Raw genomic sequence first — 21,094 nt, 5'->3', positions numbered from 1 at the left:
TCCGATTCGTCCATGCCGCTCATCGCCTTCGTGTCTCCCAAGGGGGGTGTCGGCAAGACAACCCTGGCCGCCAGCGTCGCCGCCGTGCTTGCCGCGCGCGGGACGGAGGTGATCGCGCTCGACCTCGATCCCCAGAACGCGCTGCGCCTGCATCTCGGCGTGCCGATCCATGAGGAAGCGGGCTTCCTGGCCGGTCTGCCCGACGGGCTGCGCTGGCAGGATGCGCTGCGGCAGACGCGGGCGGGGGTGGGCCTGCTGCCGCATGGGCATGTGGAGCCCAAGGCCTCGCTGGACCTGACGCGGCTGCTGCTGGAACGCCCCGACCTGCTCGGCCAGCAGGTGCGGGAGATGGTGGCCGCCCCGGGGCGCGTCGTGATCGTCGATGCCGCGCCCGGCCCCTCCCCGGCGCTGTCGGCCGTGCTGCCGCTGGCGGATGTGATCTGCGTGGTGCTGCTGGCCGATAGCGGCTCCGCCTCCCTCATCCCCTCCGTCGCCAGCGGGCGCTTCCTCGGCCGCGGCACGCTGGCATCGCGTGCCGCGCTGAAGGCGATGCTGGTGCTGAACCAGGTGGATCTCGGCGCGCCGCTCTCGGACGCGGTGCTGGAATTCGCGCAGCAGGCCATGGGGGAACGCCCGGTCAGCGCCGTGGCGCGCGACCCGGCGGTGGCGGAGGCGCTGGCCGATCGCCGCCTGCCGGTGGAAGGCGTCGGGCCGGGGTCGGAGGATATCGCCCTGCTGGCGGAAACGCTCGCCAAGCGCCTCGACCTCGGCGCGCCGCCGGTGGAGAAGGATCGCGGCCGGCCCAGCTTCTCGGCCCTCACCTCCTGGGGGTTGCGCCGTTGATCCGCGCTGCCACGGAAGGGACGCTGCCGCTGCCGGGACGGCTGCTGCGGGGCTTCCTCATCGCGCTCGGCGCCATCGCGCTGCTCATCGTCATCACGGTGCCGCTCGCCGGCGAACAGCAGGCGGTGCTGACGCTGCTGGGCGCGGCGGCCTTCATCATCCTCAACCGCTTCCGCTCCCGCCGCGTCACGGTCTTCCTGGTGATGCTCTCGGTCGCCATCACCTCGCGCTACCTGTTCTGGCGCGTCACGCAGACGATCGAGTTCGAGAGCGTGCTGGGCGGCATGATGTCGGTCGGCCTGCTGCTGGCGGAGGTCTATGCGGCGGCGCTGCTGTTCCTGTCCTACGTGCAGCTCACCTGGCCGCTGGACCGCAAGCCGGTGCCGCTGCCGGCCGATGTGAAGGACTGGCCGAGCGTCGATGTCTATGTGCCCTCCTACAACGAAAGCCTCAACATCGTGCGGCCGACCGTGCTGGCGGCGATGAACATCGACTGGCCGCGGGACAAGCTGAACGTCTACATCCTGGATGACGGGCGCCGGCCGGAATTCCGCGAATTCGCGGAACAGGTGGGCTGCGGCTACGTCATCCGGCCGGACAACAAGGGCGCGAAGGCCGGCAACATCAACCACGCGCTGAAGCACACGGATGGCGAATACATCGCCATCTTCGACTGCGACCACGCGCCGACGCGCGCCTTCCTGCAGATGACGGCGGGCTGGCTGGTGCGCGACAAGCGCATCGCCTGCGTGCAGACGCCGCACTACTTCTATTCGGCCGATCCGTTCGAGCGGAACCTGGCCCGTCGCCGCCGCGTGCCGAATGAGGGCCTGCTGTTCTACGGCGCCATCCAGCCGGGCAATGACCTCTGGAACGCCGCCTTCTTCTGCGGCAGCTGCGCGCTGATCCGCCGCACGGCGCTGATGGAAGTGGGCGGCGTGCCGCACCAGACGGTGACGGAGGACTGCCACTGTTCCCTGCTGATGGCGAAGAAGGGCTGGCACAGCGCCTATATCCGCCTGCCGCTGGCGGCGGGGCTCGCGACGGAGCGTCTCTCCATCCATATCGGCCAGCGCATGCGCTGGGCGCGGGGCATGATCCAGATCCTTCGGCAGGAAAACACGCCGATGATCAAGGAGCTCTCCATCACCCAGCGGCTCTGCTACTTCACCGCGGGCTTCAGCTTCCTCTTCGCCCTGCCGCGCATCGTCTTCCTCACCTCCCCGCTCGGCTTCCTCTTCCTCGGCGAGAACATCATCGCGGCCTCGCCGCTCGCCATCATCGCCTATGCCGGCAGCCACATGATCCACGCCTTCGGCACCGCCGCGCGCCTCAACGGCACCAACCGCCATTCCTTCTGGTCGGAGATCTATGAGGCTTCGCTCGCCGGGCCGCTGGTGCGCGTGACCATCGCCACGCTCTGGGACCCACTGAAGGGCAAGTTCAACGTCACCGACAAGGGCGGCATGGTGGAGCACGGCTACCTCGACGTGCCGGCCGTCATGCCCAACCTGATCCTGCTGGGGCTGCTGCTGATCGGCGTCTCCATCGGCGTCTACGGCCTGTTCACCGCGCCGGTCGGCTCGCTGGAATTCCAGGCCTATGCGCTGAACACCCTCTGGGCGACGCTCTGCCTGGTGCCCGTTTCCGCCGCCGTGGCGGTGGGGGTGGAACGCGAGCAGATGCGCGAACGCGCGCGCATCCGATCCGACATCCCCTCCGAGATCGTGCTGGAGGATGGCAAGCGCATGGCGGCCATCACCTCCGACATCTCGCTCTCCGGCGCGCGGCTGGTGCTGGACCGGCCGCTCGGCGTGGCGGATGAGGCGAAGTGCCGCATCGCCTTCCACACGGGCGGCGAGGTGCAGGAAGTGCCGGCCACGTTGCTGCGGTGGGAGGACAATGAGGCGGTGGTGCGGTTCGAGGTTTCCGACATGCGCGACGAGATGGCGCTGGTGCGCGTCTTCTTCGGCCGCCCGGATGCCTGGATCGCCTGGGACCACTGGCCGCGGGACAAGCCGCTGCGCGCGCTGAAGGATGTGGTGGGCGCGACGCGGGACGCGGTGTTCCATCGCTACCGCTTCCAGATGCGCAAGCCGCCGAAGCGCCTGCCCCCCGCCGCCCTGGCGGCCGCGACGGTGGAGCGGAAGTCGGATGTCGTGCGGCCGCGCCGCGCGGCGGACCGCGCCAAGGACATGGCGGCGGGGCTGCTGCTGGCCCTCGCGCTCGGCCTCGCGGGCCCGGCCGCGGCGCAGACGCCGCCCGCCACCGGCCAGGCGCCGCCGCCTTCGCGCCCCGCGGTCCGGGCCCAGCCGGCCCCGGCGCCGGCGCCCGCCCCGGCGGCGCGCCCCGCGGTCCCGGCCGCGGCCGCGCCCGCCGCGATCGCGCCGGCGGTGGAGGCGACGCCCCTGCCGGAACCGCCGGCGCCCCTTCTCTCCCCGCCCCCGGCCCTGGCCGCGCCCCCCGGCTTCGCCGCGCCGCCGCCACCACCGCCGGTCGCGGCCGCGCCCTTCTCCGCCGCGACGCGAGAGGCGCGGTTCACGCTGCGCGAGCTGGGCCTGACGGGCCCGATGCAGTTCCGCGGGACGGCGGACCTGCAGGGCGTGCTCTTCGGCTTCTCCCGCGATGAGGTCGTGACCCAGGCGCGCCTCGTCGTGCAGGGCGGCTCCTCCGCGCAGCTCATCCCCTCGCTCTCGCAGATCGCGGTGACGCTGAACGAGCAGTTCGTCGGCAACATCCCGCTGGACCCCGGCCGCGGCGCCTTCGGGCCGGTGGGCTTCGACCTCGACCCGCTGGCCTTCGCGGAGCTGAACCGGCTGAACTTCCGCTTCACCGCCCGCTACACGCCGGAATGCAACGACCCGCTCTCCGGCCTGCTCTCCGCCAATGTCTCCGACCTCTCCACCCTGACGCTGACGATCGAGCGCCTGGTGCCGCAGCGGGACCTGGCGCGGCTGCCGGAGCCGCTGTTCGACCGGCGGAACCTCCGCCAGGGCCTGACGCTGCCGGTGGTCATGGCGTCCGAGTCCGGGCCTTCCGCGCTGCGGGCCGCGGGCATCGCGGCCAGCTACTTCGCGGTGGAGGCCGATTACCGCGGCGCGCGCTTCCCCGTCTCCCGCGCCATCCCGCCGACGGGCAACGCCGTGGTGCTGGCGGCGCAGCCGGATGCCATCCCGAGCCTGACCCTACCGCGCTTCGAAGGGCCGACGCTGGCGCTGATCGCCAACCCGACCGACCCCTATGGCACGCTGCTGGTCATCGGCGGGCGGTCGGAGACGGAGCTGGCCCAGGCCGCCATCGCGCTGGCCGCCGGCGGCGACACCTTCGGGGGAGAGGCCGTGCGCCTGTCGGGCCCGCCCATCGTGGCGCCCCGCCGGCCCTATGACGCGCCGCGCTGGGTGGCGCCCGACCGGCCGGAGGAATTCGGCAGCCGGATCGATCGCAACGACCTCCAGGCCTATGGCTATTCGCCCGGCACCATCCGCATGCCGCTGCGCACGGCGCCGGACCTGCTGACCTGGGCCGGGCGGGGCATCCCCGTCGATATCGAATACCGCGCGCCGGGCGGGCCGATCCTGGATGTCGCGACCTCGCGCCTCGATGTCTCGCTTTCCGGCGTCTTCCTGAAGTCCCTGCCGCTCGGGCCCGGGGATCGCTGGTGGCTGCCCGATTTCCTCGCGCCCTACGTCACCGGCACGCTGCTGCCGGATGCGGCGGTGCGGCGCGGGCGGGTGATGGTGCCGACCTACCTGCTGGCGGGCCAGGACGAGCTGCAGATGCGCTTCGACATGCGCCCCTTCGCCCGCGGCGATTGCGTCGGCGTGCCGGGGGAGATCCGCGCGGCGATCGAGCCGACGTCGAGCGTCGATGTCTCCCGCGCCTGGCGCTATGCGCGGATGCCCTCGCTCGGCTTCTTCGCCTCCTCCGGCTTCCCCTTCACGCGGATGGCGGACCTCTCCTCCACCACGGTGATCCTGCCGGAAGCGCCGAACACGGTGGAGACGGGGGCCTTCCTCGACCTCGTCGGATCGATGGCGGTGAAGGTCGGGCTGCCGGCCACGGGGCTGCAGGTGGCCTTCCCCGCCGGCGCGGGCAGCCAGGGCAATCGCGACCTGATCGTCATGGGCACCTTCGGCCGCCAGCCCGCGGCGACGACCCTGCTGCGCAACAGCCCGGTGCAGGTGGCGCAGGACCGCGTCAGCATCGCCGCGCCGGATGCGCTGGCCGATATCCGCGCGCTGTTCCTGGACCAGCCCGGCGGCGCCGAACGCCGCCGCGCGGCCGCGGCGCTGTCGGAGGTCGGCGAATCCCTCGCCGTCATCGTGGGGACGGAGGCGCCGGAGGGCGGCGGGCGTTCGGTGGTGGCGCTGCTGGGCGCCACGCCGGCGGCGCTGGCCAATGCCGTGGCCACGCTGCGGGACCCCGCCACGGCCGGCCAGGTGCAGGGCGACCTGGCGGTGCTGAACGGCGTGCGCGTTACCACCTTCCGAACCAATGCCAGCTACACGGTCGGCGACCCGCCCTTCTGGATGGTGCCATACCTGCTGCTGGATGAATCGCCCTGGCGGGTCGGGTTGCTGATGCTGGCGGCGGCCCTGCTGCTGGCGCTACCCTCCGCGTGGATGCTGCGACGCCGGTCCGCCATGCGGCTGCGGGCGCGAACGCCGAAGGACCACTGAGACGATGCGCGCCCCGCTCCGCCTCGCCCTGCTGGCGACCGCCATGGCCCTCCCCGCCGCCGCCCCCGGCGCGGCGCAGGAAGCCGGGGGCGGGTCGCCGGCCATCGCCATCCTCGTCCGCCAGGCGGAGCGCTGGCTGGCGCAGGACCGGGTGGACCTGGCGGCCGCGCCCATAGAACGGGCCCTGGCGGCGGAGCCGAACAACCCGCAGGCCCTGGCCGTGGCGGCGCGGATCGAGGTGGCGCGCGGCAACCGCGAGGCCGCCAATGCCTATCTCGCGCGGCTCGGCCAATCCGGTGCCCGGGCGCAGGTGCAGGAAGTGCAGGACGCGATCCGCGCCAGCGGCGTGGACCGGCAGGGGCTGGAGGAAGCGCGCCGCCTGGCCAGCGAAGGCCGCGCCGCCGCCGCCGTGCAGCGCTACCGCGCCCTGTTCGGCAACCAGCCGCCGCCCGACGCCTATGCGCTGGAATATGCCCAGGCCCTCTCCGGCGCCCCCGCGACACGGCAGGAGGGGATCGAGGCCCTGTCCCGCCAGGCCACCCGCCCCAACGCCACGGCGCGCGCCCGCCTGGCCTATGCGCAGGCCCTGACCTTCGACCCGCCGACGCGCCTGCAGGGCATCCAGCAATTGCAGGCCCTGGCGGCGCTGCCGGAGGTGGGCGGGGAAGCCCGGCGCGCCTGGTCCGCCGCCATCGGCTTCTCCGGCAACGACCCGGCCATGCTTCCCGCGGCCGAAGCCTTCCTCCAGCGCTTCCCCGACGATGCCGAGATGCGGCGCCGGGCGGAGACGCTGCGCGCCGCCATCCGCACCGCCCCGGCGCCGGACCCCGAGGCCGCGGGGCGGCAGCTCGCCTTCCAGCGGCTGGAGGCTGGCGCCATCGGCGACAGCGCCCGGCGTTTCCAGGAACTCCTCGCCCGCGATCCGAACGATGCCGACAGCCTCGGCGGCCTCGGCATCATCCGGCTGCGGGAGGGCAATACGGCGGAGGCGCGGGAACTGCTGAGCCGCGCCATGGCGAACGACCCGAATGGCGGCCGGCAGTGGCAGCGCGCCTTCGAAGGCGCGGCCTATGGCGACGAGCTCGCCACCGCCCGCGCGCAGCTGCGCCGCAACGACCTCGACTCCGCGGAGGCCACGGCCCGCCGCGCGGCGATGCGGGAGGTCGATGACCGGTCGGACATCGAGACGCTGCTCGGCGACATCGCCCTGCGCCGCAACGACCCGGCGGCGGCGGAGGCGCGCTACCGCGCCGCCCTGTCCCGCCGCCCCGGCTTCCCGCCGGCCCAGACGGGCCTGACCCAGGCGCTGCGCGCCCAGGGCCGCGCGCCGGAGCCCCGCGCGGCCGGGGAGCCGCGCCTGGCCGCGGCGCCGGAAGGCGATGGCTTCCGCAGCGATGGCGGCACGCCCCCCCTGCCCGCCACCGCCGCCGCCTTCCGGGCGGAAGCGGCGCGCGTGGCGGATCCCGGCGCCGCCGCGGTGCTGCTGCGCAACGCCATGGCCGCCGCGCCGGACAATCCGTGGATCCGCCTCGACCTGGCGCGGGCGCTGCGCCGCCAGGGCCGGGGCAGCGAGGGGCGCGCCCTGGTGGAGGAGCTGGCGTCCCGCAGCCAGACGCCCGACAACATCTACGCCGCCGCCCTGCTGGCGGAGGAGGATGGCCGCACGCCGGATGCCGACGCGCTGCTGGCGCGCATCCCGCCGGGCCGCCGCACCGCGGACATGGCGCGGCTCGCCACCCGCATCCGCACGCAGCGGGAGGTGGTGGCCGCCGCGGCGATGATGGCGGCCTCGCCGCTCGATGGCCGGTCGCAGCTGCTGGCGCTGGCGGCGCGGCCGGACCCCACGGGCAGCACCGCGGGCGCCGTCATCCGCGCCTTCTCCGACGCCAATGACCGTGCCGGCGCCGGGGAGGCCGGGCGCGTCGCCGCGGTCGCCAATCGCGGCCAGACCCCGGCCCGCGTCGCCATCGCCGGCGCGCTGCTGGCGGCGGGGCTGGAGGCGGAGGCCACGGCGCTGGCCGCGGAGATCGAGGCCGGCAACCCGAGCGCCGAGGTGCGCCGCGACCTGGCCGTGCTGCGCAGCGGCGCCGCGATCCGCGCCGCGGACCGCCTGAACGAGGCCGGCGACCAGGTCCAGGCCTTCGAGCGCCTGCGCCCCGCCCTGGCCCAGCCGGACAACCGCGAGGCGCAGCTGGCGCTTGCCCGGCTCTACCTGGGTGCCCGCCAGCCGGCGGAGGCGCTGCGCGTGGCGGAGGCGACGCTGATGCGCGACCCCCGCAACCTCGATGCCCGCCGCACCGCGATCGAGGCCGCGATCGCCACCGGCGACCGCGCCCGCGCCGCGCGGCTGCTGGCGGAGGGGCAGAGCGCCATGCCCTCCGACGCCCGCGTCCTGCTGCTGGAAGCGCGCGTCGCCCGCGATGCCGGGGACGGGCCCCGCGCCCGCCAGGCGCTGGAAGCGGCGCTGCGGCAGCGCCAGGCCGAACTCGGCAGCTTCTCCCGCGGCCCCGCAACGGCCGGGCTGGCCGGCGCCGGGGCGCAGAACCCTTTCGGCCGCGCGGCCACCACGGCATCCGCCAGCGCGCCGACGGACCGGCTGACGCGGGAGATCGAGCAGGAGCTGGCGGCGCTGCGGGATGATATCGGCCCCAGCATGGCGGCCATCGTCGGCGGCCGCATGCGGTCCGGCGACAACGGCCTCGACAAGCTGGCGGAGGTCACGGCGCGGCTGGAGGCGGTGGTGACGGCGCCGGTGGTCGGCGGGCGGCTGACCGTCTTCGCGGAGCCGACGGCGATCGATTCCGGCTCCGTCGAGAATTCCACCCAGGCCAGGCGGCGCTTCGGCACCGCCGCGCTGTCATCGCCCACCTCCCTGCCCCCGATCCCGAGCGGTTCCGCCGCCGGCGTCGGGCTGGGCGCGGCGTATCAGCGGGGCGATTGGGGGCGGATCGACATCGGCTCCACGCCGATCGGCTTCCCGACGGCGAATATCGTGGGCGGCATCGAGATCTCCCCGCGGATCACCGATGATGGCGTGCGGTTGCGCTTCACGGCGGAACGCCGGGCGATGAATGACAGCGTGCTGTCCTATGCCGGCGTCACCGATACGCGGACGGGCGCCACCTGGGGGCCCGTGCTGCGCACCGGCGGCCGCGGGCAGGTGGAGATCCCGCTCGGCGCCGGCTACGGCTATGCCGGCGGCGGCTATTCGGTGATCGACGGCAACGGCGTCGTCTCCAACAGCCGGATCGAGGGTGGCGCGGGCGTCTCCATCCCCGTCTATCGCAGCGGCGACACGGAGATCCGCACGGGCCTCGACCTCGTCTACCTCGCCTACCAGAAGAACCTTCGCTACTTCACCCTCGGCCATGGCGGCTACTTCTCGCCCCAGCAATACACCGCGCTGAACCTGCCGGTGGATTATCGCGGGCGGAACGGGGACCTGACCTACCGGCTGGGCGCGACGCTGGGCTACGCCGCCTGGCGGGAGGATTCCGCCCCCTATTTCCCGAACGATCCGGGCGCGCAGGCCAGCCTGCAGGCCCAGGCGAATGCCACGGCCGGCACCAGCGAGGCGGTCTCCGCCACCTATCGCGGCCAGTCCCAGGCGGGCGCCGTCGGCGGCGTGCGGGCGGATATCGACTATGCGCTGAACGACAGCCTCTCGATCGGCGCGGCGCTGCGCTACGACAAGGCGTCCAACTTCGACGAGACGCGCTTCCAGCTGCGGCTGCGCAACCGGTTCTGAGGCGCCTCAGGCGGCGCGGGGCGCCGCCTGGAGCATCGGGCCGATCTCATGCTGGGCGCGGAAATGGGCGATGGTGCGGCGCAGCCCCTCCTCCAGCCCCACTTCCGGCACCCAGCCCGCCAGCTGCCCGATGCGCGTGATGTCCGGCCGGCGCTGGCGCGGGTCATCCTGCGGCAGCGGCCTGGCTTCGAGGCGCGAGCGCGAGCCCGTGAGGCGGAGCACCAGCGTCGCCAGGTCCAGCATGGTGAATTCGCCGGGGTTGCCGATGTTGATGGGGCCGACCGCGGCGGGATCCTCCGATTCCATCAGCGCGACCAGCGCCGTCACCATGTCATCCACGTAGCAAAAGGACCGGGTCTGGCTGCCATCGCCGAAGATGGTCAGGGGCTGGCCGGTCAGCGCCTGCATGATGAAGTTGGACACCACGCGGCCGTCATTCGGGTGCATGCGCGGGCCGTAGGTGTTGAAGATGCGCGCGACGCGGATCGGCACGCCGTGCTGGCGGTGGTAGTCGAAGAACAGCGTCTCCGCACAGCGCTTGCCTTCGTCGTAGCAGGCGCGGGGGCCGATCGGGTTGACGTTGCCCCAATAGCCCTCGGGCTGCGGATGCACCTGCGGGTCGCCATAGACCTCGCTGGTCGAGGCCTGGAGGATGCGCACCTTCAGCCGCTTGGCGAGCCCCAGCATGTTGATGGCGCCGAGCACGCTGGTCTTCGTGGTCTGCACCGGGTCCTGCTGGTAGTGGATGGGGGAAGCCGGGCAGGCCAGGTTGTAGATCTCATCCACCTCGACCGAGAGGGGGAAGGTCACGTCGTGGCGCAGCAGCTCGAAATACGGGTTGGCGAGCAGGGCCGCGACGTTCTCCCGCACCCCGGTGAAGAAGTTGTCCACGCAGATGACGTGGTGGCCGGCCTGGAGCAGCCGCTCGCAGAGGTGGGAGCCGATGAAGCCGGCGCCCCCGGTGACCAGGACGCGGCGGCGGAAATGGCGCATGGCGGATCTTCCCCTCGGGCGCATCGCGGCTGGGGCCGGGGCGCCGTGCCAGCCTATCGGCCAAGGCTTGAGGAGGCGTGAAGACCGGGCGGGGGCACGCCGCGCGGGGTTTTCCCGGGCGGGGTGATGAAGTAAGCCAGGAAGCCAGCGGGATGGGTGGCCGAGTGGTTTAAGGCAGCGGTCTTGAAAACCGCCGTAGGTGCAAGCCTACCGTGGGTTCGAATCCCACCCCATCCGCCAGGTCCCGTACGAGCCGTGCTCTCCGCCTGACCGAGCGCCGCGCTGAGTGGCAGGTTTCCTGGGGTTTTCGGGGTAGACCTGTTGACTGGCCCGAGCCGAAGACGGCCGAAAATCGCTCTCCGCAGGCCAGTTCTCTCCGGACCTCCTGACTTGGCCGATTTAGTACGGATCTCAAGAAACGAGGAAAAAGGCCGATTTCGGCGCGACTGGCACTTGCTCGGGTTCGCATACCACTCGCCCGAATTCGGTACTTCAATCGCGAACCAACAGGTACGCCGATTGCCAACCGTCGCGTCCCCAGATCTTGTAAGTTGAATGGCGCGGCACAGGGTGGGAAGAGACAGGCACGTGACCGCTGAAGGCGGCTACGCCGTGCGCCTCGGCAGGCGGGATTCGTGGTCGATCTCTTCCACGAGGGCAACAAAACGATGCAAAAGCGTCTGCATTTCCTGAACCGAGATCGCGCCACGCCAAGTCAGCCTTCCCCTATTGTAGTTTGCGATTCGGATCGCCTGGATCTGGCCACGACCGTCAGACAAAAAGGTCAGGTTCCCGTGCGCTATCCCATTACGGAGAAGACGCAGTAGGTCGCCAAGCGACTCCGGCTTATCCCCGCCGCCCTGCTGCTCCGGAAGGGGCCAGCCCGCGCCCTTCGCTTCCGAGATCGAGATGTTTGCCAGATCTTCCTTGAGGCGCTCCCAAGGGTGCGCCAGTGCACCGAGGAAGGAGTTGATCAGCTGCGTGACCTCGAAGGGGCCTTCGTTGCCAGCATGGCGCTCGATGAAGGCTAGGTTGATCATCGTCCGGCGCATCATGTCGAGCACGGGCTCGTGCGGCATCATGAAAGAAGTGCTCCCGAGATGATGGCGATCGCGTCATGCACGCGGGCAATCACCATCCCTGTCTCATCCATTCGTCAATGTCGCGGGAGGACAGGACCTTTTCCGTGTACTCCCAATCCAGCCCCTGATCGTCTGCCACATCCCGAAGGTACCTCAGTTCCATCGGAGGCTTGGTCGTCTCGATCCTCTGCGAGAAGTTCTGCAGCGCAGATCTGTCGCGGAGCACGGCCGCGATCCAGTCGTCTTCGAAGGCATCGGGCAACTGCCCAAGCACCGAGAAGATGTCGCCAAAGCGCTGGGACAGCGCTGCATAGACCTGATCCTCCACGGTCCCGGCGTATCTGAGGTTCAGGACGTGGACGTTATCGCGGACCTGCCCGATCCGCTGGACCCGCCCCTTCCGCTGCTCAAGCCGTGACGGGTTCCAGGGCATGTCGACGTTCACCTGAGCGCCCAACCGCTGCAGGTTCAGACCCTCGCAGGCGGCGTCGGTCGCGCAGACGAGGCGTATCTCCCCGTCCTGGATCCGCCCCTTAATCTGTTCGCGGGCGGCGGTCCGTCGCTCCTGCCCACGCTGCACGAAGGACGCTGCACCGCCCGCGTAGAGCGCCACGGGCTCGTCTGGGAACGCCTCGCAAAGCGCCTCGAGGACCCACTCTGCGGTGGTGCGGTACTGGCTGAAGATGATGGCGCCATTGTCTTCCAGCCACCGCCGCTCCCGCAGAAAGTGAAGGACGACCTGCACCTTCGGATCCACATCCGAGCCCGCCACCACGGCCGCCAGGTTTCGCTCCACCTCGCGGAGGAACTGGATCTCCTGCGGGTCGGGAGGGAGGACGGCGCTGGGGATGTTCTCGTCCCCCGCCTCATCCTCGGGCACCAACGGCGTGTCCAAACGCCCCAGGAGATGTCGGGCTGTCTCAAGGCCGGCCCTGGCAGACGAGCCGATCCGCCGTAGCAGGATAGTCTTCAAGAAGCCGGCTGCCGGGAAACGCTGCGCATAGAGCCGACTGAAGGCCTCGGCTGCCTCATACGCCGCCTTGAAGGCGAGGCTCATCTCCAAGCCTTCGCCGCTGAACAGCGATCCAGGAAGCCCGTCATCGGGACGCGGATGCGTCACAACGCCGATCCGCTTCAGCAGCCCGCGCTCTTCCAGCATCGGCCTGGTCCGGCGAATGACCCGGCGTACGATCGGGTTGTGGCGTTCGGCCAGCACCTCGAAATCGCCGAGGAAGTCGTTGCGGATGTCAGAGCTCAGGTCGTCATACCGTGGGCCCAAGACGACACGTGAGGCGAGCCCCGCGTCGTTCCGGATATCGCGGAACACCGGATGCTCCGCGGCGGGGGGCAACGGGTTCCGAAACAGGCCCCAGCGGTTGGTCTCGTTCCGCGGCCAGGCCTTCTCGCCGGTCAGATACTGGATCGACTCTTCGCGCATCCATTCGCCGCCGTCGAACGGTCGCCCAAGCACCTGGTCGGCTCCCTGACCAAGAGCGTGCAGAAGGTCCCAGAGCTCCACGGCGTCGAGCTGGATCGGCGTCGCCGTCCCGAGGATCACGTTGGTGGCCTTGCTCGCCGCACCGCGCAGGAAGCGCAGAAGCTGATTAGGTTCCGGCATCTGCCGGCCACTCTGCCCGCGTGAAGCGCGCGCCTTATGCGCCTCGTCGAGGACGATCACCCCAAAGGACTTCTTCGCCAGCGCCCCACGCTCGCCAGCATCATCGCCGTTGACGATCAGGCCGGTGGACATGATGCCGATGCGCCACGGGCACTTCGCCACTAGCGTCGGGTCGCCCTTCTGGGTCAGGGGCCGCCGCTCGCCATCCAGCCAGCACTTCTTCTGCGTGGACCAGACGGCCGCGGGGACGCCGAGCTTGTCCTCGAGCTCCTCCTGCCACTGCCAGATGAGGGTTGCCGGCGCCAGGATTAACACGGGCTTGTCGTCCAGCAGCGACAGGACGAGGGCCGCGGCTGCCATCGACAACGTCTTGCCGAGGCCGACATCGTCCGCGATCAGGAACCGCGCCGACCCATGCAGTCGGCGATCCTCGACGCAGGTCTGCACGAAGCGCTTCTGCCAGGAGCGCAGGATCTGGCCGCCCTTGTAGATGGGCCGCTCCGCCAGGACGGATTCGGTCGGGACGCCCCCTTCCGCGTCTCGCGCATCTTCGATCGAGCGATACTCGATCCGGTGCGCCATGGCGGCGACGTGCTTCACCACCGCGTCGGGCAGGTCCACGCCCTGCCGCCAAAAGTGCTCGAACTCGTCGCGCACCCATGTCGCTGCGCCCGGATCCTCGTCGCCCCAAAGGATTTCGTAGGCGTGGCGGAAGCCGGACGCGCTGTCGTTCACGCTGCCGACGAAGGAATAGACCCGGCCATCGGCATGCTCGATGACGCCGGCCTTGCCGTGCACGAACACGTTGCTCGTGTCGCGTGGCACCACGCGGACCTTCAGTCGTCCGGACACCAGGAACTCGTGCAGGCGCCGATACCGCTCCCGCGCCAGGAGCAGGTCGAGCCCGTCCTCCGTTGCCTGCCAGGAGGAGACGAGAGTGCGTGCCAGCGCGGCTTGGCCGTCCCGGGCGGCGCGGGCGACCTTCACGTCGTGAGGGTCCAGGTCTCCATTGCAGACGACCCGGATCTCGCCGACCGTCTCAAGTGCCTCGCCGACCACTTCCAGCAGCGACGACCGGAAGTAGCCCGCGATGCGGAGGTAGCGCGCAGCCCCGGTGAGGCGCGCGGTCAGCACCGGCCCGAGCGCTTCACGGCGCGACGAGAAGCGCTCCACCGCCATCCTGTTCCCCCTTCGCCTACACCCGGTCGAGCTTCAGTGCCTCGGCCAGCTCCTGCGCGGCCGCGCTCTCGTCCGGGCGGGTGTTGGCGGTCTTGAGGGCCACGTAGCTGGCGAGCGCGATAAGCTTCTGTCGGCGCTGCCAGTAGTCGGCGGTGTACTCGGCCTTCAGAAGGGTCACGCCACGCTTGGGGTCGCGCTCCTTGCCCTCCATCGTCTTCCAGATCGCGAAGAGAACCTGGCGGAGCGGCGTCGCAGCGAACCCCTCACCTTCTAGCATGCGGCCCCTTAGGTCCGCCGCACCGGCGAGTGCGGCAGCGTTCGGAGCGATCGAGGCCATCAGTTCTGCGTAGTCGGCGAAAGCGAAGCTTTTTGCGAAGTTCTGGAAGTCCGCGACCTTGGCAGACCCTTTCGCTTCCATATCCAGCATCCGCACATAAAAGCGCTCGGCTGCAGTGAGGTCGCGCCACATTTCGCGCGGGAAGCCCTCGGGAACTAGCAAGCTGTTCGCCACCTGTGCAGCGTAGTCCACCAAGTCCCGCAACATCGTGCGCTCGCCCTTGGCGAGCTTGCGGTAGAGATCGCGGTCAAGGGGTTGGCGGTCGATGCTGGAATAGGCCGTAACAACCTGTAGCGCGGCCGCATAGGCAGCCAACGTGAGGTCGCCGTCCGTGTACAGGGTCTCAGCTTGGGCGCGTTCATGCCAAGCGTCATCAAGGGCGTTCAAGCGCGCGAGTTGAGCAGCCACCGCGTCTTCGATTTCGGCTTCGATCTCCATGCGGCGGGCATTCGCAGCGCTCAGCCGCTTGCGGAGCACGAGGCAGACAGTGCCCTGAACATAGTTACCTTCCCTGAGCGCATTCCCAGTCTCCGTCACGATGTTCCACGCAGCGGTAACGCGCAGCCCAGCGGCCCAGAGAATACTGGCAAGGTCGGCCCATACGCCGGCATCCTGGTGCGTGAACATCACCACTTGCACGCCGTTGTCCGGCATGTGACGGGTTAAGGTGCTGTAGGCCGCAACCATGTCACGGCGAAACTCCTCGCCAGTTCCCTTGATTGCATTGGACCGCTGGGAGTCCCAGGTCCACTGATCGAAGGGCTGCGGCGGATTCTTGCGAAGCCACGCGATAAAGAATTCCGTTATTTCGTGATAATTGACAGCATCCGCATAAGGCGGATCGGATAAACCGATATCGTGCTTGGCTGAGACGCCCTTCGCGTCCCTCACATCCAAACTTAGTTCGCCGGACACTCGCGCTTTCGGTCCGCCAAAAATGATGTATGGCGCGACATCAACGAAGCCCCTTGCTCCATAGTTCAAAAGACAATTTAGGGCTTGATTGGAAAAAGCATTCTGGAGGCCACCTTTGCGACCGTCATTATGCCATCCGCATAAGCGGCTGGTTAAATTCAATATTCCTGGAAGCTGAGCAGCCTGAAAGGCGTCAAATGCTTCGCTATCCTTGAGTATGCTGATCAGCAGGCACGTCCTTGCTCCAAACAAGTGATGCCAATGAGTCCAGCCGCGCTCTCGGATGGGCTGGGTCGTGTTCTCCCCCGGCTCAATCCTCATGTCGGGTACGAGCCCAGCCTTTTGCCAATCGGCCAGGTTCTCCCGAACGATGTTTTCAACCTGCCGCTCCCGGGCCTCATCCTCGGGAAGTACTTCTCGAAAAAAGGTTTCCTGCCGTCCTTTGTTGAGGCTCTCCCGGGTAATCCACTGGATGCAGTAGAGTCGCTCCTGGAAGATGTCGTCCGGACGCGGGACGAAGTCCTCCTTCTCCCAAAGACGGAGCCGGTTACGTGGCGTGCCGTCCGCGTCGCGATAGTCACCGCGGACGGTCCGTATCTCAACGCCTGATCGTTCGGGGTTCATTGGGTGAACCAGTCGACCGCCCTGCACCGTGCCCCTCTCGGCTTCCGTTATGGCCGCAGCGTCTGCACCGGTATGGATTTCAATGCGGTAGCGCTTAGCCGCATGATCTGGCACCAGCTTCGCCACCACGCCACGTACTCTAGAAATCACCCAGGATGGGGCCATCGGGACCATCCATCCGGTGCGCGGACAGCGCGTCTCTAGACAGTAAAGAAAAGCCTTTGCGCGGTTGCCATCGCTGTCATGCTCGATGCCGAGGCGCGTAATCTCGCGGTCAACGGCCGCCGCTACACGCTTCTGCGCCGTCTCAATAGCTGTTCGCTGCTCATCGCTCGCGCCGATGATGTTGAAGGCGCCCCAGGTGAGCATGGCTGCGATGGGATTGAGGTCGGAGGCATAGACGTCGCAGCCCATCCGTGCAGCTTCGAAGGGGATAGAACCGGCGCCGCAGAAGGGGTCGGCCAATTGAGGCCGATGGCCGAAGCGGGCGATGCCGAGCTCGTTTACGAGCTGTGCCATACTGGTCGCGCGGGTACCGAGATGCCGGTTCACAGCCGGCCAAACCGCCGCGAGCAGTTCGACTTCGTCACACTCTTCCGGGCGCCGCACATACTGTAATCGCTCGGCATATGGCAGTGTGGCAAACGCCTCCGCGACTCGTCCTAGACGGTCGGCCAACGCGAGATCTGTGCGCCAGGCCAGTCGCTTGCCGCGCGTTTCGGTCACTAGCCCGGCATAGGCAGGAAACAACCTCGAGAATTCCGCCGCACTTCCGTCGAAGCGTCGACCGAAGGCGGCATCGTCCATCGCCATGAGCTTGAGAAAGATGTCGAGGTCAGTTGCAGGATCAGCGGTTGCAGGCAGCAGACAGCCCAACACCACGCCGCGCACCAGGATAAGCGGCTTGCGCCCTTTCCAGTACGAGCCGAGCGCTGTGAGGGTCTGGCCTGACCCCGCCATCCGCTCCTTGTAGGCTTCCGCGGACAGGCGCCCGACAGGGAATTGGCGTTCGATTAGGGAAGGCGCGTCCCTAAGCGAGAACGGAGCCAAGCCCGTACGTACGTGGCTCTCAACCATATGCGTCATGATGGTCCCGTCACTCCGCCGGCAGAGGCGGGGCGAAGAACAGCCCCGTGTCATCCGCCTTCTTACGAGTTGGCTTTCGCTTCGGCTGAACGAACCGCTCGTTCGTGCGCGGCTCCAGCGTGCCGCGCCCCGTCACCGCTCCCAGGTGAAAGGCGTCGTGGCGCGTGCCGAAGCACAGCGCCTGCCGCAGCGCGCCGCGCCAGCCCATTCCTGCCTGGTGAGCGAGACCAGTGCCCGCCGCCGTCATGGTGTAGAGCCACCACCGTTCCTCCGGCTTGAGGCCCAGCCAGTTGCGGATGGCAACGCCGATCTCCTCCGGCTTCACATCGGGGAGTTCGATGGCCCAGAGCAGGACCAGAAGCTCCTTGCCGAACAGCCTCTGCACGGCCGTTTCGTCCGCCCCCCAGCGGCCGGCCGGCTTGTGCTCCGCCTTCAAGCGCCGATTGAACTCGGCACGGGCCTCGGGCGCCGCCACGTCCCACACATCGCGCGCCGCCTCGCAGCGCAGAATGGTCTCAGGCGCCCATTGCGGCTCCCGCTCCGTCGGCGGTCGGCCGAAGACCTCGAAGACCTGAACCTTGGCCTCGCGCCCCTTCGTCAGACGCACCAGGTAGGCGTGCTCCTGGTAGATGTCGGCGCAGTCGAAGCTCGCAGCGGCCGTGCTCATGGCGATCCATCCTGTTTCCAGGCGACGCGATCGAAGTCCTCGCCCGCCGCGTCGCAGAAGGCCATGAGGTCCCTTCCGGACGGAAAGGCAATGCCGTCGAGGCGGAGCTTAACCGTGGGCGCATCTGCGGCGAGCAGGACCAGGAGCTCCTTCACCTTCTGATCCAGCGCGGCAGTGGGGATCGGCACGTCGCGGCCAAGGCGCAGCGTCAGGAAGTCATTCTCGGACCTGGTCCCATTCAGGTCCACGGCCCCGCCCAGCACCTTGGCGTCCGGCATCTTCGCCAGCCGCTCCAGAGCCGAGAAGGCCGCGGCCGTGTCCTTCGGCTCGAAGCGGGAGGTCATGGTCACCGGCGCATCGGGCTTGAGCTGTGCCTTCTGCGCTCCGCCGTTCCAACCGCCCGCGTCGTCCATGCCGGTGGCGAGCGGCGCCGACTGCTCCTCGCTGAAGCGCCCGGCCAGTTCGGCGATGACGCGCAGCTTCTTCGCCTTGGCCGGGACGTCGATCTCGGCATGCGGGACCTCGGGACCCTGCCGCGGATCGGTGTCGTCGAAGGTCGCGCGAATGGTTGCCGCGCGCGGAATGGCCAGGAGGGCCACGCGATAGCCGCCCGACACACGGCGAACGTCCGGCTTCACGCGCAGCGGCGCGCGCCACTCGAATGGTTCGCCCATCTTGGCGGCCCCCTTCGAGTCCACCGCCACGAACCACACCGCCGGTGCTGCCGTCTCATAGACGCGGCCATCGAGCTTCGCCGCTTTCGCCGGATCTGGCGGACCGCTTTCGGAGACATAGACAATGTCCGCGTCCTCCGGCGTGACATTCAGCTGGAAGCGCCCTGTGGCAATCGGGTCCTGGGCAAAGTCGTCCTGCCGGGCCGAGACGCGGGTGACGCGCTCCCATTTCTTGGCGACGAGGCCTTCCTTCTCGCGCCAGAAGCCTCGCTGGCATGCCGTGCGAATGAGATGATCCAGGCCGGCCTTGGGCAGCCAGAACCATCCGGATCGGACAGCGGCATTGCGGCGAAGCGAGGAGGCCTGGACGGCATCGGCGTCGAACAGCAGGTCCTCGGCTTCCAGGCGGATGTTCTCGAACTGCGCGTCGAACTGGTCGCTCGGGATGAACTTGCCGCGCTTGGTCAGCGTGTCGATGATCTGCTGCTCACCCGAGTAGTCGTTGCGGTCGAACTCCATCCGGAAGTCGTCAACGCGGCGCAGCGTCTTGCTGACGGGGAAGACGATCGTCTTGAACGTCTCCCGCAGGGCGCTGGTGAAGTTGGCGGCCTCCCGATCGCGGACGCCATCGAGTTCCGCCATCTGTGGCGAGCCCTGACCGTGCTGGGCCTTGATCCTCTCCTCCACCTTGCCGATGGCGCGCATGCGCCGGGCGCTATGACGCAGTGTCGTGACCGCGTTCGGATCAGCGGTGAGGACGAGGACGCGGTTCCGGAGGTCCTGCTTGTCCCACCAGTCCACGAAATCCTGTGGCAGGCGATCGGCGGGGCGTTCGAGGATGATCAGCGTCGGCCGATCGTCGTCGAGCTGGATCTCGTCCAGCGCCGGCAGGATTGCCATCTTCTCGGAGTAGAGAAGGCCCGAACGTGGATTGAAGACCTCGCGCAGCTTCTCCCGCAGTGTCTGGTCAACCTGCTCTTCGGCGATGTTCGCCGAGATCTCGGTGATTTCGGCGGTGACGTTGGCCGTCTGGCCGAAGAAGACGCGCTGGTCGATCCCCTGGAAGAGGTACCAGGCCTGCCCCTGAAGGCGGCTCAGGGCCGTCTTGATCTCCGACACCTCGAGGAGGGGATCGACCAACGTCTCGATCAGCTCGCCGTCTGTGAGACCACGCAGCGGGGACTCCGCCGCCGACAGCGAGGACATCAGAAGCTGCTTGGCGACGGCGGTTGCTGTGGCATTGCCGTCAGCCGCGTCGATCTTCTCGGCCAGGGCGTTGCCGCGGTCGGAGATGTCGCGGGAGATGGCGTTGCCGTAGGCAGGATTGATCTTTCTGATTTCCTCGATCGTCGCCTGATCATTGAAGTTCAGGTGCTGCAGGCCGACGAGGAAGACGTTGCCGTCGCTGTTGAGCGCCCCGCGGACGGCGAGGCGCAGCAGCCGGATCAGGGCGCGAGTCTTCTGATAGCCCCGGTTCTCGGCGAAGCGCGCGACGATGTCGCGAATGGACGGATGAAACGGATAGGTTTCCCTGATCCGCTCGATGAAGGTCTCCGGGGTCGTGGGTATTGTGTCGACCCGCTTTGCCTTCTGCAGCGCCGCCACGTAGGCCTGGGCGATCTCGTCGATCCGCTCTGCATTCGGTAGCCCGTCGAACAAGCGCTTGCGGACGATGGCGAAGACCTCGCCCGTGTTCTGCTGCACCGGCGTGATCGCCTGGGCATTGCGGTCGTAATGCTTGGTCAGGCTCTCGATCAGGGTGCGTAGCTGCCCCGAGCCTTCGAGATAGACGTCATCCTTCAGGTTGGTGACGACGACGCATGCCCTTGGGCACTGCGGGAGCGCGTTGAAGAGCCGCTCCAGTGCACCGATGGTGAGGTCGCCCAGGGTGCTGTTGCCGACCTTCTCGCCCTGCGCCATCTGGAGGTAGCTCGGCAGCTCGTCCAGGAGGAGCAGAACAGGCTCGTTGCCCAGGATCTGCACCCATTCGTTGACCCCCGGTGTCTTCGCCCCGTTCCGCCAGAACGGGGCCATGACGTCCGATCGGCCGAGCTGATCAGCGATATAGCCCCAAAGGAGCGTCTCCGGGTTTTGGTGGCCGTTGAAGATCACCACCTTCGCGGCGCCGAAGTCGTTCCCGCTGCTGATCTTGGGTACGATCTCGCGGCGCAGGGCGGGGTCGGCGGCCAACAGGCCAAACGCTATCAGGCTGTGCGTCTTGCCGCCGCCCATGGCCTGCGTGAGGTAGAAGGCGCCGTCCTCCGACTTCCCGGCCAGGCGCTCGAAGCCCCGTCGAACAAGAAGCTCTAAGCCAGCGGTAAAATGATTGCGGCGGAAGAACTCGCGCCCATCAATTTTCCCCTTGGCCAGATCTTCGACCTGCGCCACTTGCTCGACCAAGCTTTCGCTCGTCACCACAGCATTGGCAGAACAGAGCTGCCTTATCGTGCCGATTGCCATGCGTCTACTTTACCGATCCTCGTCGAGAGGGAGCTTGCCCTGCGGATGGTCATGCCTTCTGAGACTGCAATGCTACCTCATGGACAGGGATTCGTTGAAGTATCTCCACAGCGGAATAAATTCAGCCCACGAAGGATGGCGGGGCGGTATCCGAGAGACGGTCCACCTGCTGCACCCATGGGGATTGCT

9 protein-coding genes and 1 tRNA gene are annotated in these 21,094 nt (G+C 68.6%); 4 read left to right on the top strand and 6 right to left on the bottom strand.

All coding sequences use genetic code 11. The features are described 5' to 3' along the window. Positions 1-12: 12 nt before the first annotated feature. From JJI54_RS23785 to JJI54_RS23775, 3 genes are read left to right on the top strand one after another with little or no spacing between them, the layout of a single operon-like run. Positions 13-843 (top strand): cellulose synthase operon protein YhjQ/BcsQ, encoded by an 831-nt coding sequence (locus tag JJI54_RS23785; protein ID WP_203075836.1) that lies wholly within the window; start codon positions 13-15, stop codon positions 841-843. Then, complete coding sequence (bcsA, locus tag JJI54_RS23780) at positions 840-5,522, top strand: UDP-forming cellulose synthase catalytic subunit (RefSeq protein ID WP_203075835.1); 4,683 nt, start codon at positions 840-842, stop codon at positions 5,520-5,522. Before JJI54_RS23785 ends, bcsA begins: the two co-directional genes overlap by 4 nt. A 4-nt stretch (positions 5,523-5,526) precedes the next feature. Continuing rightward, positions 5,527-9,270, top strand: a complete 3,744-nt coding sequence (locus JJI54_RS23775; protein WP_203075834.1) for a cellulose biosynthesis protein BcsC — start codon at positions 5,527-5,529, stop codon at positions 9,268-9,270. A 6-nt stretch (positions 9,271-9,276) separates the two neighbouring features. Here the strand turns inward: JJI54_RS23775 and JJI54_RS23770 are convergent, their stop codons facing one another. Then, positions 9,277-10,263: a UDP-glucuronic acid decarboxylase family protein gene (locus tag JJI54_RS23770; RefSeq protein ID WP_203075832.1), complete on the bottom strand. Its 987-nt coding sequence runs from the start codon at positions 10,261-10,263 to the stop codon at positions 9,277-9,279. Between the two features lie 150 nt (positions 10,264-10,413). Between JJI54_RS23770 and JJI54_RS23765 the strand changes: the two genes are divergently transcribed. Continuing rightward, positions 10,414-10,503 (top strand) — tRNA-Ser (locus tag JJI54_RS23765). Between the two features lie 365 nt (positions 10,504-10,868). On the opposite strand, the gene JJI54_RS23760 is transcribed toward JJI54_RS23765, so the two are convergent. Genes JJI54_RS23760 through JJI54_RS23740 form a run of 5 tightly spaced genes read right to left on the bottom strand, consistent with a single transcriptional unit; the run spans position 10,869 to position 20,905 of the window. Continuing rightward, positions 10,869-11,345 carry a HEPN family nuclease gene (locus JJI54_RS23760; RefSeq protein ID WP_203075830.1) on the bottom strand — a complete coding sequence of 159 codons (477 nt, stop codon included), beginning with the start codon at positions 11,343-11,345 and terminating at the stop codon, positions 10,869-10,871. 49 nt (positions 11,346-11,394) lie between these two features. Continuing rightward, entirely contained in the window at positions 11,395-14,142 is a 2,748-nt protein-coding gene (locus JJI54_RS23755) for a helicase-related protein (protein WP_203075828.1), read from the bottom strand. A gap of 16 nt (positions 14,143-14,158) precedes the next feature. Further along, a complete protein-coding gene (locus JJI54_RS23750) occupies positions 14,159-17,104 on the bottom strand; it encodes an anti-phage-associated DUF1156 domain-containing protein (protein WP_203075826.1) in 2,946 nt (981 codons plus the stop codon). A 10-nt stretch (positions 17,105-17,114) separates the two neighbouring features. Next, complete coding sequence (locus tag JJI54_RS23745) at positions 17,115-17,771, bottom strand: DUF3780 domain-containing protein (RefSeq protein ID WP_203075824.1); 657 nt, start codon at positions 17,769-17,771, stop codon at positions 17,115-17,117. Then, complete coding sequence (locus JJI54_RS23740; RefSeq protein ID WP_203075822.1) at positions 17,768-20,905, bottom strand: DUF499 domain-containing protein; 3,138 nt, start codon at positions 20,903-20,905, stop codon at positions 17,768-17,770. The genes JJI54_RS23745 and JJI54_RS23740 overlap by 4 nt, the downstream gene beginning before the upstream one ends. Between the last annotated feature and the right edge of the window lie 189 nt (positions 20,906-21,094).

The organism is Falsiroseomonas ponticola (assembly GCF_016805305.1).
GTDB lineage: Bacteria > Pseudomonadota > Alphaproteobacteria > Acetobacterales > Acetobacteraceae > Falsiroseomonas > Falsiroseomonas ponticola.
The sequence above is the reverse complement of the archived record's forward strand: the minus strand, read 5'-3'. Positions and strand labels throughout refer to the sequence as shown.

Coding starts and splice junctions, on each gene's coding strand:
- JJI54_RS23785 (WP_203075836.1), top strand. CDS start 13: ATGCCGCTCATCGCCTTCGTGTCTCCCAAGGGGGGTGTCGGCAAGACA.
- JJI54_RS23775 (WP_203075834.1), top strand. CDS start 5,527: ATGCGCGCCCCGCTCCGCCTCGCCCTGCTGGCGACCGCCATGGCCCTC.
- JJI54_RS23770 (WP_203075832.1), bottom strand. CDS start 10,263: ATGCGCCATTTCCGCCGCCGCGTCCTGGTCACCGGGGGCGCCGGCTTC.
- JJI54_RS23760 (WP_203075830.1), bottom strand. CDS start 11,345: ATGATGCCGCACGAGCCCGTGCTCGACATGATGCGCCGGACGATGATC.
- JJI54_RS23755 (WP_203075828.1), bottom strand. CDS start 14,142: ATGGCGGTGGAGCGCTTCTCGTCGCGCCGTGAAGCGCTCGGGCCGGTG.
- JJI54_RS23750 (WP_203075826.1), bottom strand. CDS start 17,104: ATGACGCATATGGTTGAGAGCCACGTACGTACGGGCTTGGCTCCGTTC.
- JJI54_RS23745 (WP_203075824.1), bottom strand. CDS start 17,771: ATGAGCACGGCCGCTGCGAGCTTCGACTGCGCCGACATCTACCAGGAG.
- JJI54_RS23740 (WP_203075822.1), bottom strand. CDS start 20,905: ATGGCAATCGGCACGATAAGGCAGCTCTGTTCTGCCAATGCTGTGGTG.